We start from the raw sequence: 12,172 nt of genomic DNA, 5'->3' as shown, positions 1-12,172 counted from the left end.
CGGAACACAGATGGCGCCTGCCCCTTGTCCCCGACCGGACGATTGGGCAGGCGCCGTCGCACTTACCGGGCCTTCAGCCCCTCGAACCGCACCGTGGCGTCCTCGGTGTACGCGCCCACCTTCCCTCCCGGGTAAGGGCGTTCGGCGTCGGTGAACTTCACCAGCGGCTCTCCGTCCACCGCGACGGTGACCGAGGCCCCGCGCTGCTCCACCAGCACGTCGTGCCAGTCACCCACCTCGTACTTCTCGTGCCCGGTGGCCAGGAACCGCTGTCCGCCCGGGTAGGCCGGATCACGCTTGCCGAGCTCCCAGCCGTTGGGTTTCAAGGTGACGTAGTAGAAGTGCTCCGGATCGGTGTACGCCCACACCAGCCACGGCACCTCCCAGGGATTCGGGTCCGGTTCGCGCAACTGCTCGACCGTCCGCATCCGTGCCTGGAAACGGACGTCGGTGTACGACGCCGTACTCACCACGAGTCCCGCATGTGTGGTCCCCGGATCCTCCGCGGGCATCGGCGACAGCGTCAGCGAGTCGTCGTCGCCGGAGTTGGTGCCGTGGCCGTTGAACACCGACAGCCAACGGCCGTGCGTGGAACCGTCGGCCCAGGGGGTCGGCGGCGGTGACGTATCGTCAGAACCACACTGGCTCAAGGTGATCACCAGCACTCCTGCGAGCGCCACCGCCAGGAGGACGCCACGCAGGAGTGAGCGAGTCATGCCGTCGAGTATGGCCCTCGGACGGTTGCGTCCACAGGCACATCCGCCGCGAAGTCCTCGGCCAGTTGCGCCAGTACCCGGTCCGCGGCCCGGCCGTCGCCGAACGGATTGCCGGCGCCCGCCATCCGCCGGTACAGCACCGGATCGTCGAGCAGTTCCGTCGCGGACTGCACGATCACGTCCGGATCGGTGCCGATCAGCCGGGCCGCGCCCGCCTCCACCGCCTCCGGGCGCTCGGTGGTGGTCCGCAGGACCAGCGCCGGCTTGCCCAGGCTCGGGGCCTCCTCTTGGACGCCGCCGGAGTCGGTGAGGACCAGATCGCACTCGGCGAGGGTCGCCGCGAAGTCGAGATAGTCGAGCGGCTCTACCAGCGAGATACCGTCGTGGCCGTCGAGTTCGGGCAGCAGCACCTCCCGTACGGCAGGGCTCTTGTGCAGCGGCAGCACGATCTCCACGTCCCCCCGCCCGGCGAGCCGGCGCAGCGCCCGCCCCATGCCGCGCATCCGCTCGCCCTGGTTCTCCCGCCGGTGCAGGGTCACCAGGATCCGCCGGGCCGGAGTGCGGAACGCGGAGCTGCCGCTGCCCTCGGCGAGCACCCACAGCAGGTTGTCGATGACCGTGTTGCCGGTGACGAACACCTGCTCCTTCGGCACCCCCTCGTCGGTGAGATGCCGGCCCGCGCGCGAGGTCGGGGCGAAGTGCCAGCGGGCCATACGGCCGATCAGAATGCGGTTGAGCTCCTCCGGAAACGGGTTGTCCAGCACGCCCGTACGCAGCCCGGCCTCGACATGGGCGACCGGGATCTTCTCGTAGAAGGCGGCCAGGGCGCCGGCCAGCGCGGTCGTGGTGTCGCCCTGGACCAGAACCAGATCCGGTCGCTGTAACCGCATGACGTTTCCGAGTTCGGCGACCAGGCGGGCGGTCAGGTCGGACAACTGCTGGCGGCTGCGCATCACGTCGAGCGCGATCCGGCTGGTGACGCCGAGCAGGCCGAGCATCTGGTGGAGCATTTCGCGGTGCTGGCCGGTGGTGACGACGATCGGTTCGAACGAGGAGGCGGCGGCCATGGAGCGGGCCACCGGCGCCAGTTTGATGGCTTCCGGCCGGGTGCCGAGCACCAGCATGGCGCGTACGGGCATGACGGATGGAGGTGTGGACATGGCAAGCCCCCCTTGGGCGCGCGCGGTCGCAGGGCCGCGCGAGGATGAGAGATCAGATGGCCGGTGGGCGGTGACGTCAGGTGCGCGCCGTCTTCAGCCAGGTCCGCTTGCCGGTGAGCATCCGCCAGAAGCCCCACCAGCCGGCGAAGAACCAGATGTAGCCGTAGAAGACGAAGACATGCGCGAGCAGTACCGAACGCACCAGGCCGAGGTCCCGCTCACGCCTGGCGTACACAAAGCCGTACGCGTAGGCGGCCGTGAACGAGAGCAGATACGGGCCGAGCAGCCACATGGGCGACACCAGCGGCTGTCCCTGCTGGACCGAGGCCACGGTGGTGGCGCCCAGGGCGACCAGGAAGGACAGCGGGAGCAGCGAGGTGAGCAGGATCAGCACCGGGCTGGACAGGTGGTAGAGGAGGTCCAGCGCCGGACGGGTCGGCACGTCCCGCAGGATGAGCGGCACGAGCCCCGCCGACTGCAGATGTCCCTGGAACCAGCGCGAGCGCTGCCGGATCAGCCGCCGCAGACTGAGCACGGCCTGCTGGGACACGGAGGCGGTGGTGCAGTGCTGGTTGGTCCAGCCCTTGGCGATCAGCCGGACGCCGAGGTCGAGATCTTCGGTGAGGCTGTCGCTCCACGGGCCGTCCCCGCCCAGGGTGTTGAGCGCGGACAGCCGCATGAACTGTCCGTTGCCGCCCATGCCCACGCTGCCGATGAAGCGGCGCGCGCTCTGGAAGACGTCGCCGTAGACGACGAACTCCATGTCCTGCATCCGGGCAAGCAGCCCCTGGCGACGGTTGTACATACGGACGCAGACCTGAACCGCGCCCGTACGAGGGTCGTCGAAGTAGGGGTCGACCGACTGCACGACATGCGGATCGAGGCGGCCGTCGGCGTCCACCACGCAAAGGACGATGTCGGCGGGGTCGCGGCCGGCGAGCAGACCGGAGTGTCTGAGGTGGCGCACTCCGTCATTGAGCGCGGCGCCTTTGCCCCGGCGTGCGTTCGGCAGTGTGCGCCGGTGCACCCGGACCCGGTCGGGGTCCGCGGCCAGAGCAACCTCGGCGGTGCGGTCGTCGGAGCCGTCGTCGATGACCAGCGCCATGAAATTCCCGGCGGGCAGTGAGGTGATACGCGCCAGGCTTTCGGAAAGCACACTCTCCTCGTTGAGACAGGCGAGCAGAAATACATAGAACCGTTCTCTCCGCTCGGTGCGGACCCGGCGAATTCTGCGTCGGGAGAGCAGGAAAAGGCTCGTGTTGTAACAGCCGGCCAGCACGATCAGACTGACGCTGGCCCACAGCAGCAGCTCAATGATCATGGCCGCTCCCGACGCTGACCTGCGCTTTTCGTGCTTGTCTGCGCAGTCGCGTGCGGGCCCCGAGTATGAGACAGGCGGTCAGCAGGTAGAGCAGGAATCCGGCTCCTGCCGTGGCCTGCAGAGCTTTGGCCAATGGCAGCCCGGGTATCGCTTCCGGCGCGGCCATGGCCCCTGCCAGGGGCAACAGTGCCCCCAGCGCGGGTCGTCCGTACATTGTCCCCCCACATTTCACAGCGCGTCCCCAACGCGCGATGGTGAACGTAGCAGACGGCCGGGCCGCCTCAGAAGGGTATTAGGAAAAAGGGCAGGGTCGATCTTCCGATGGGGTCAACTGGTGCTACAGGAATTCATCCGTCGGCCCATTGACACCCTTCTTGATCGCCAAGAACAATCAGTGGCTTCTTGCCGGAAAAACTCTTTGCCAAAAGCTTGGCAAAGTGGGGGGAATGATCGTGAGACCACTCAACCGGCCTCGGAGACGGGGATTTTCGAGGCTTTCTCTGGTCCTGTTACTCGTCGCCGCGCTGTTCAGCGGCACCTTCCTGGCCGCCGGAGCCACCGCGGCCGGCAACCCGGACCGGCACCACGGCGAATCGAACGGAACCCGGTCCGGACTCAACCGGGTCGATCTCAAGTCCTGGGCGAAGGCCCAGCTCAAGGCCGACAGGGCGCGCCACGACCGGGCGCGCGCGTCCGAACCGGCCGCCGCCGTCACCCCGGCGAGCGCCACCGCATCCGCACTCGCCTCCGCCGTGAGCCGCCAGGCGGAGCTGATCTCCCCGGCCGAGGTCGGCCCCGCCGCCGAACCGACCACCCTCGTCCTCTACGACACCGCAGGTCCCTACGGGCACCTCGGCGAGCTGTACGCCATGGCCACGGCCAACCTGGCCGGGCACTTCGGCACCGTCACGGCGAAGCCGGTCTCGCAGTACACCGCGGGCCTGGTCGAGTCGTACACGGCCACGATCTACATCGGGTCGACCTACTACTGCTGCGATGTCCCGGACGCGGTCCCGGCCGCCTTCTACCAGGACGCGCTGACCACCACCAAGCCCGTGACCTGGATGGGCGCCAACATCTGGAACATGGCCAACGCCGTGGGTATCACCCAGTTCTCGCAGAAGTACGGCTGGGACCCCACGACGTCGTACTACGAGGACGGCGGCTCCGTCGGCACCGTCACGCAGGTGACGTACAAGGGCCAGACGCTCACCCGGAAGATCCCGGCCGGGCAGGACGGCGGGGTGCTGCGCCCCAACGTCCTGACAGGCGCCGGATATCCGCAGGTCACCCGGCTCGCCGAGGGCCTCGACAGCTCCAACGGACACACCTTCGGCTGGGCGGTCCGCTCGTCCAACCTCACGTACATCGGCGAGATCCCCTTCGCCTACGTCTCCGAGAGCGACCGGATCATCGTCCTCGAGGACCTGCTCTTCGACGCCCTCGCACCGGCCACCGCCGAGCGGCACCGTGCGGTCGTACGGCTCGAGGACATCAGCCCCAACTCCGAACCGGCCGAACTGCGGGCCATCGCCGACTACTTGTACGCGCAGCAGATCCCGTACGGCATCAATGTGATCCCCGTCTACACGGATCCGAACGGCACCTACAACAACGGTGTCCCGGAGACGGTCGAGCTGACCGATCGGCCCCAGCTGGTCAACACGCTGAAGTACATGCTGGCCAGGGGCGCGGTGCTGATGAACCACGGCTACACCCATCAGTACGGCAATGCCGCCAACCCCTACAACGGCGTCAGCGGCGACGACTTCGAGTTCTACCGGGCGCATGTGGACTCCGCGAACAGCGTGATCTACGACGGTCCGATCCCCGGGGACTCCGCCGCCTGGGCGCAGGGCCGGATCGACAGCGCGCTCGCCGAGTTCGCGGCGGCGGGGCTGCCGAGGCCGACGCTGTGGACGACCCCGCACTACGCGGGCTCGGCCACCGACTACCAGGTCTTCAGCTCGAATTTCTCAGCCCGACTCGAACGTTCACTGTATTTCGCCGGAACCCTCAGCGGGGTCTCCTCGGATCCGAACCGTTTCATCGGGCAGTTCTTCCCGTATGTGGTGCGTGATGTGTACGGGACGAAGGTGATTCCCGAAAACATCGGGAATTACGAGCCGGAGGAATACAACAATCATCCGCCACGCCTGCCGGCCGATCTGATCGCCTCGGCCAAGGCCAATCTCGCGGTACGGGACGGCTTCGCCAGCTTCTTCTACCACCCGTACTTCCCGGTCCAGCCGTTGCGGGAGACGGTGGAGGGCATCAAGGCCCTGGGCTACACCTTCGTCAGCCCCGCGAGCCTGTGAGGCCGCAGTGAGGGGGAGGACCGCCGTCGCACTGACGGCGGTCCTCCTCGCCGTCGGCGGCTGTACACCGGAGCGCGAGGAGGCGCCCGTGATCCGGGGCATCACCCTGCCCTCCTGGTACCGCACCGACTACGACAGCCCCGCCGCCGACCGCTATCTGCGGGACATCAGGGCCACCGGGGCGGGCTGGGTCACCTTCACCCCCACCTGGTACCAGCAGCGCAGGAGCGACTCGGTGCTGCGGCCCACCGAGGAGACGGCGAGCGACGCGGGCCTGAGGCGAATCGTGCGGCGGGCGCACGCGCACGGCCTGAAGGTGATGATCAAACCCCATGTCGATCTGCCCGGCGACGGTGACCGCGCCGAGATCCGCCCCCGCGACCGCGCCGCATGGTTCACCTCGTACCGGCGCTTCATCACCCACTACGCCGACCTCGCCGCGGCGACGGACGCCGAGCAGTTCGCCGTCGGCACCGAACTCGCGGGCGTCTCCGGGCATCGCACGGAATGGAGCGAGGTCGTCGACGCGGTGCGCGAGCGCTACGACGGGACGCTCACGTACGCCGCGAACTACGACGAGTACCGGAAGGTGGGCTTCTGGAAGCAGCTCGACCTGATCGGCATCGACGCGTACTGGCCGCTCTCGAAACGCCCGACCCAGTCCGGCGACCGGCTCCGCAAGGCCTGGGAGCCGATCGGCGAACGGCTCGCCGCCTACTCCCGCGAGCAGGGCCGCCGCATCCTGTTCACCGAGGCGGGTTACGTCAGCCAGCGCGGGACGACTACAGCCCCGTACGACTGGACGGTCAGCACCCGCCCGGGCGACGCCGAACAGGCCGCCGCCTACCGGGCGTTGCTGGACACCTTCACCGGCCGCCGCTGGTGGGCCGGCGTCTGCTGGTGGATGTGGGACGACTGGCCGGACAGCGCGGAGACACCGGCGAGGCTGGCGTACACGCCGCACGGGAAGCCGGCGGAGGAGGTGCTGCGGGAGAAGTGGGGTACTTGATGCCCGCTCAGCGAGGCCTACTCGAGGCCCGCGACCCGGACCACGGCCACCAGCACCAACAGCGCCAGCACCGCCACGCAGGCCACCGTCTGGATCAGGGTCCGGCGCGGCCCGCGCGGCACATAGGCGTACGCCAGCGCCACCAGCCCGCCGGTGAGGAGGCCGCCGAGGTGGCCCTGCCAGGACGTCAGGCCCGCGGAGACCAGGAGCCAGAGGAGCAGGAAGCCGATGAAGCGGTTGACGGCGCGCATGTCGGCGCCGATCCGGCGGGCCACGACGTAGTACGCGGCGCCCAGACCGAAGATCGCGCCGGAGGCGCCCAGCGTGGAGTACCCGGGGTCGTCCAGCAGCAGGGCGAAGACCGAACCGCCGAGCGCGGAGAGGAGGTACAGCGCCAGATAGCGCCAGCGCCCGAGCATGGGCTCCACCACCCGGCCGAGCGTCCACAGCGAGAACATGTTCATCACCACATGCAGCAGCCCGAACGTGCCCTCGGTCGGCTCCAGATGCAGAAACGCGCTGGTGATCAGCCGCTCCCACTCCCCGGCGACCAGCCCCTCGGCCTCGTAGCCGGCCGGATACCCGGACTGGTACACGTAATAAGCGCCGTCCGGCCCCAGCAGCCGGGCCCCGACCAGGGAGAACCGCTCGACGATCTCGGGCCGCACCACCTCGGCCAGATACGCCAGCGCGTTGAGTGCGATCAGGGCATACGTCACCACCGGCGTCCGTGAGATCCGGCCGCCGACGACCGTGCGTGCCTGCCGCATCGACTTCGCGCCCTCCCGTACGCACTCGACGCACTGGTGGCCGACGGCCGCGTCGCGCATGCAGTCCGGGCAGATGTACCGCTCGCAGCGGGTGCAGCGGACGTACGACTCCACCGCGGGATGGCGGTAGCAGGTCGTGACGGTGGACTCGGGTTCCAAGCCGGCTCCTCGAAAGGCAATGGGGCGGTCGGTGAGCCGGTGGGGACGGCGGCGAACAAAATAGCGAACGCCTGTGGATGCCGAGAGAGGCGGGTCAGGTGTGACGTAATCTCGGCAGCCAGTCGGTCGAGTCAAGGGGGAGCCGAATGGCGGCGATCAGTCTCAGCAAGGTGGAGGAGACCGCGCCCGCGCTGGTCAGCCTGTACAAGAGCGCCGGGGTGTCACTCACCAAGCACGGTCTCGACGGACTGCGGGCCGCGGTCTATCTGGTGGTCGACTACTCCGGTTCGATGAAGCCGTACTACAAGGACGGCAGTGTGCAGGCGCTCGCCGACCGGGTGCTCGGGCTCTCCGCGCATCTCGACGACGACGGCCGGGTGCCGGTGGTGTTCTTCTCCACGGACGTCGACGCCGAGACCGATATCGCCCTCGCCGACCACCAGGGGCGGATCGAGCGGATCGTGGCCGGGCTCGGGCACATGGGCAAGACCAGCTACCACCTCGCCATGGACGCGGTCATCGACCACTACCTCGACAGCGGCTCCCGCGAACCCGCCCTCGTGGTCTTCCAGACGGACGGCGGCCCGATCAACAAGCTCGCCGCGGAACGGTATCTGTGCAAGGCGGCCCGGCTGCCGCTGTTCTGGCAGTTCATCGGCTTCGGGGACGCCTCCAGCAAGCAGTTCGACTATCTGCGCAAGCTGGACGAGCTGTCCGTGCCGGACAAGCGGGTCGTCGACAACGCCGGTTTCTTCCACGCGGGTTCGGACCCGCGCAAGGTCTCCGACGCGGAGCTCTACGACCGCCTGGTGGCGGAGTTCCCGAAGTGGCTGGTGGCGGCGCGGGCGCAGGGGATCGTCGCGCCGCGCGCTTGAACCGCTCCTCGGTGACCGAAACGCTCACCCGTCTGCTCGCACCTATGGCCCAGCCCTGACCGCCGTGCCACGCTGAGTGAGATCCGACGGGGAGGCGACGACGCATGGACGGCGCACGATCGGTGGACGCGGCGGCCCGGCCCGCCCGCTCCCGCAGGAAGGCTCCCGGCAAGGGCGAGAAGCTCGCCGACTGGGCCGACGGGCGGCTCGGGCTCTACGGGCTGGCCAAGGCCAACATGCGCAAGCTCTTCCCGGACCACCCGTCCTTCCTGCTGGGCGAGATCGCCCTCTACAGCTTCATCGTCCTGATCCTCACAGGCGTCTATCTCACCCTGTTCTTCGAGCCGAGCGGCGTCGAGGTCGTCTACCACGGCTCCTACGAGCCCCTCAACGGCGTCCTCATGACCAGGGCCTACGAGTCCACCCTCGACATCAGCTTCGATGTGCGCGGCGGGCTGCTGGTCCGGCAGATCCACCACTGGGCGGCGCTGGTCTTCGTCGCCGGCATGTTCGTGCACATGATGCGGGTGTTCTTCACCGGCGCGTTCCGCAAGCCGCGCGAACTCAACTGGGTGTTCGGCTGGACGCTGCTGATGCTCGCCATCATCACCGGCCTGACCGGCTACTCACTCCCCGACGACCTGCTGTCCGGCACCGGCCTCCGCTTCGCCCAGGGCGCGATCCTGTCCGTCCCGATCGTCGGGACGTATCTGGCGTTCTTCCTCTTCGGCGGGGAGTTCCCGGGCCATGACATCATCTCGAGGCTTTACCCGATCCACGTCCTGCTGCTGCCCGGGATCATGCTGGGGCTGGTCGTCGTCCATCTGACGCTGGTCTTCTACCACAAGCACACGCAGTATCCGGGGCCCGGCAGGGACAACAAGTCGGTGGTCGGCATGCCCCTGCTGCCGGTCTACATGGCCAAGGCGGGCGGCTTCTTCTTCCTTGTGTTCGGGGTGCTGACCCTCCTGGGCGGCATCGCCAGCATCAATCCCGTATGGGCCTTCGGGCCGTACCGCCCGGACCTGGTGACCACCGGTGCGCAACCCGACTGGTACCTGGGCTTCTCCGAGGGGCTGATCCGGGTGATGCCGGGATGGGAGATCAACGCCTGGGGTCACACCCTGGTGCTGGGCGTGTTCATTCCCTTCTCGCTGTTCCCGCTGGTCATGCTCGCCATCGGCGTGTATCCCTTCATCGAGGCGTGGATCACCGGCGACAAGCGCGAGCACCACATCCTGGACCGGCCGCGCAACGTACCCGTGCGCACCGGACTCGGCGTGGCCTGGCTCAGCCTGTACATGGTGCTGCTGATCGGCGGCGGCAACGACATCGTGGCCACGCATCTGCATCTGTCCATCAACGACATCACGTGGTTCGTACGGATCGCCGCCTTCGTGGTGCCGGTCGTCGCGTTCAGCATCACCAAGCGGATCTGTATCGGTCTCCAGCACCGCGACCGGAACAAGGTGCTGCACGGCAGGGAGACCGGCACCATCAAACGGCAGCACAACGGCGAGTTCACCGAGGTCCACGAACCCATCACGCAGATGGAGCTGTTCACGCTCACCCAGCACGAGCAGAACCCGCCGTACGAGCTCGGTCCGGTCGTCGACGCGGGCGGTGTGCGGCGCCGGGTGAAGCATTCGGAGCGGCTGCGGGCCCGGCTGTCCCGGGCCATGTTCGGGCCCGACACCCAGATCCCGAAGCCGACGGCCGAGGAGTACCGAGAGCTCACCAGCGGCGATCACCACCACTGAGCACAACGGCCCGGCACTCGTCCGGGCCGCCCCAGGCGGTGCGCAGGGCACGGGCCTTGGTCAGCCAGAGCGACAGATCGCACTCCGCCGTGTAGCCGATCGCGCCGTGCAGTTGGAGTGCGGTACGCGCGGTGGCGTACGCCGCCTCACAGGCCGCCACCTTGGCGGCGGCGATGTCCTCAGGGGCCAGAGTGAGGGCGGCGCCGAGGACGAGGGGGCGGGCGAACTCCAGGGCGATCTTCGCGTCGGCGAGTTGATGCTTGACGGCTTGGAACGAGCCTATGGGGGCGCCGAACTGAGTGCGCTGCTTGACGTGGGCGACGGTCTTGTCGAGCAGGGTCAGCCCTACGCCGAGCGCTTGGGCGGCGGTGGTGAGACGGGCCAGGGCCAGGGCGCGTTCGATGGGCGGGGCGGAGGTGAGGAGTTCCCCTTTCTCCAGGGCGGTGAGGCGGCGAGCGGGATCGATCGACGGGCGCACGGGGCCGTGTCCGGGGGAGCGGAACAGGCCGTCGGGGGTGAGGGTGAGGCGGACGGTGGCCGCGTCGCCGTCGAGGGCGTAGGGGCTGCCGTAGGCCACCGTCGCCATGGTCTCGCCGGAGACCAGCTCCTTGGGCTCCATGAGCAGGACGGCCGCCGTGACGGTCTCGACGAGCGGGCCGGGGACGGCATGGCGGCCCAACTCCACGAAGGCGAGGGCGAGTTCGACAGGCCGGAGACCGAATCCGCCGTACGCCTCCGGCACCGCGAGTCCGAACACCCCCGCCTCGGCGATACGGCCCCACAGCGCACGCCCGCGCGCGTGCTCGCCCCGGCTCCAGTCCCGTACGACGGCCGGAGTGTCCGCGGCGCCCAGCATCGCGTCCAGGGAGTCTCTGAACGCCCGCTGTTCGATGTCGAGCAGGAACCGCATCAGCGCCGTCCCTTCGGCAGGCCCAGCAGCCGTTCGGCGATGATGTCCCGCTGGATCTCGTTCGTACCGGCGTAGATCGGACCCGCGAGGGCGAAGACATAGCGCTCGGCCCAGTCCGTGTCCGCCAACTCGCCCTCCTCCCCGAGGAGATCGAGCGCCGTCTCGTGCAGTGCGATGTCGTACTGCGACCAGAAGACCTTGTTCAGGCTGGACTCGGGGCCGATCCGCTCGCCGTCGAGGAAGCGGGAGGCGGCGGCGTAGGTGAAGAGCTGGTAGGCGCGGGCGCCGATGAGGGCGTCGGCGACGTGGGCCTTTGTGCTTTCCGGGCTGCCCTTTTCGGCCCACAGCCGACGCAGTCGCTCCGCGCTCGCCAGGAACCGTCCCGGCGAACGCAGCATCAGCCCCCGTTCGTTCCCTGCCGTCGACATCGCGATCCGCCAGCCCTGCCCCGGCTCGCCGATCATGTCCTCGTCCGGCACGAACACCTCGTCCAGGAACAGTTCGGCGAAGGCGGGTTTCGCGTCCAGTCGGCGGATCGGGCGGACCGTGACGCCGGGTGCGTGCAGGTCGAACATCAGGTATGTCAGCCCCTGGTAGGGCTTCTCGGTGTCCGGTTCGCTGCGGAACAGGCCGAACGCGCGGTCCGCGAAGGCGGCCCGGGACGACCAGGTCTTCTGACCGGACAGCAGCCAGCCGCCACGCGTGCGCGTGGCCCTCGATCGCAGGGACGCCAGATCCGACCCCGCCTCCGGCTCCGACCAGGCCTGCGCCCACACCACCTCTCCGGAGGCCATCGGCGGCAGCACCCGCGCGCGCTGTTCCTCGGTGCCGTAGTCGAACAGGGTCGGAGCGAGCAGATGGATACCATTCTGGCCGACCCGGCCCGGCGCACCCGCCGCGTAGTACTCCTCCTCGAACAGCAGCCACTGGATGAGGGAGGCCCCCCGACCGCCGTACTCCCTCGGCCAGTTGACCACCGACCAGCGGTCCCCGGCCAATTCGGCCTCCCACGCGCGGTGCGCCGCGAAGCCCTCCTCCGTCTCCAGGGACGGCAGCGGATCGGCCGGCACATGCGCGTGCAGCCAGGCCCGTGCCTCCGCGCGCAGCGCCGTCTCTTCCTCGGTGAACGTGAGATCCATCGGCCGCCGCTCCTTCCCTAACAAGTGTTTGGTAG

General features: G+C 68.7%; 10 protein-coding genes. 4 read left to right on the top strand and 6 right to left on the bottom strand.

What is annotated here, in order from left to right; genetic code table 11:
• Positions 1–62: 62 nt before the first annotated feature.
• The 3 genes from OHT76_RS11420 to OHT76_RS11410 form a co-directional block, all read right to left on the bottom strand.
• Complete coding sequence (locus OHT76_RS11420; RefSeq protein WP_328870666.1) at positions 63–716, bottom strand: family 16 glycoside hydrolase; 654 nt, start codon at positions 714–716, stop codon at positions 63–65.
• Positions 713–1,876, bottom strand: a complete 1,164-nt coding sequence (wecB, locus tag OHT76_RS11415; RefSeq protein ID WP_328870665.1) for a non-hydrolyzing UDP-N-acetylglucosamine 2-epimerase — start codon at positions 1,874–1,876, stop codon at positions 713–715. Before wecB ends, OHT76_RS11420 begins: the two co-directional genes overlap by 4 nt.
• A gap of 76 nt (positions 1,877–1,952) precedes the next feature.
• Positions 1,953–3,197 (bottom strand): glycosyltransferase family 2 protein, encoded by a 1,245-nt coding sequence (locus OHT76_RS11410; protein ID WP_328870664.1) that lies wholly within the window; start codon positions 3,195–3,197, stop codon positions 1,953–1,955.
• Positions 3,198–3,643: 446 nt separating this feature from the next.
• On the opposite strand from OHT76_RS11410, the gene OHT76_RS11405 reads away from it, so the two are divergent.
• Both OHT76_RS11405 and OHT76_RS11400 read left to right on the top strand, forming a co-directional pair.
• A complete protein-coding gene (locus tag OHT76_RS11405) occupies positions 3,644–5,515 on the top strand; it encodes a polysaccharide deacetylase family protein (protein ID WP_328870663.1) in 1,872 nt (623 codons plus the stop codon).
• Positions 5,516–5,522: 7 nt separating this feature from the next.
• Complete coding sequence (locus tag OHT76_RS11400) at positions 5,523–6,524, top strand: glycoside hydrolase family 113 (RefSeq protein ID WP_328870662.1); 1,002 nt, start codon at positions 5,523–5,525, stop codon at positions 6,522–6,524.
• A 17-nt stretch (positions 6,525–6,541) separates the two neighbouring features.
• Here OHT76_RS11400 and OHT76_RS11395 read toward each other — a convergent pair whose 3' ends face one another.
• Complete coding sequence (locus OHT76_RS11395; RefSeq protein ID WP_328870661.1) at positions 6,542–7,453, bottom strand: rhomboid family intramembrane serine protease; 912 nt, start codon at positions 7,451–7,453, stop codon at positions 6,542–6,544.
• A gap of 146 nt (positions 7,454–7,599) precedes the next feature.
• Here OHT76_RS11395 and OHT76_RS11390 point away from each other — a divergent pair, with 146 nt between their 5' ends.
• Together OHT76_RS11390 and qcrB are read left to right on the top strand one after the other, a co-directional pair.
• Positions 7,600–8,328 (top strand): vWA domain-containing protein, encoded by a 729-nt coding sequence (locus OHT76_RS11390; RefSeq protein ID WP_328870660.1) that lies wholly within the window; start codon positions 7,600–7,602, stop codon positions 8,326–8,328.
• A 104-nt stretch (positions 8,329–8,432) separates the two neighbouring features.
• Complete coding sequence (gene qcrB / locus OHT76_RS11385) at positions 8,433–10,088, top strand: cytochrome bc1 complex cytochrome b subunit (protein ID WP_328870659.1); 1,656 nt, start codon at positions 8,433–8,435, stop codon at positions 10,086–10,088.
• On the opposite strand, the gene OHT76_RS11380 is transcribed toward qcrB, so the two are convergent.
• Complete coding sequence (locus OHT76_RS11380) at positions 10,063–10,998, bottom strand: acyl-CoA dehydrogenase family protein (RefSeq protein WP_328870658.1); 936 nt, start codon at positions 10,996–10,998, stop codon at positions 10,063–10,065. The two genes, qcrB and OHT76_RS11380, sit on opposite strands and share 26 nt — an antisense overlap.
• Positions 10,998–12,137: an acyl-CoA dehydrogenase family protein gene (locus OHT76_RS11375; protein ID WP_328870657.1), complete on the bottom strand. Its 1,140-nt coding sequence runs from the start codon at positions 12,135–12,137 to the stop codon at positions 10,998–11,000. The genes OHT76_RS11380 and OHT76_RS11375 overlap by 1 nt, the downstream gene beginning before the upstream one ends.
• Positions 12,138–12,172 lie beyond the last annotated feature (35 nt).

The sequence above is a fragment of the Streptomyces sp. NBC_00287 genome (assembly GCF_036173105.1).
In the GTDB taxonomy this organism is placed as follows: domain Bacteria; phylum Actinomycetota; class Actinomycetes; order Streptomycetales; family Streptomycetaceae; genus Streptomyces.
This window is presented reverse-complemented; position numbering and strand designations above follow the sequence as displayed.

Coding starts and splice junctions, on each gene's coding strand:
- OHT76_RS11420 (WP_328870666.1), bottom strand. CDS start 716: ATGACTCGCTCACTCCTGCGTGGCGTCCTCCTGGCGGTGGCGCTCGCA.
- OHT76_RS11405 (WP_328870663.1), top strand. CDS start 3,644: ATGATCGTGAGACCACTCAACCGGCCTCGGAGACGGGGATTTTCGAGG.
- OHT76_RS11380 (WP_328870658.1), bottom strand. CDS start 10,998: ATGCGGTTCCTGCTCGACATCGAACAGCGGGCGTTCAGAGACTCCCTG.
- wecB (WP_328870665.1), bottom strand. CDS start 1,876: ATGTCCACACCTCCATCCGTCATGCCCGTACGCGCCATGCTGGTGCTC.
- OHT76_RS11410 (WP_328870664.1), bottom strand. CDS start 3,197: ATGATCATTGAGCTGCTGCTGTGGGCCAGCGTCAGTCTGATCGTGCTG.
- qcrB (WP_328870659.1), top strand. CDS start 8,433: ATGGACGGCGCACGATCGGTGGACGCGGCGGCCCGGCCCGCCCGCTCC.
- OHT76_RS11390 (WP_328870660.1), top strand. CDS start 7,600: ATGGCGGCGATCAGTCTCAGCAAGGTGGAGGAGACCGCGCCCGCGCTG.
- OHT76_RS11375 (WP_328870657.1), bottom strand. CDS start 12,137: ATGGATCTCACGTTCACCGAGGAAGAGACGGCGCTGCGCGCGGAGGCA.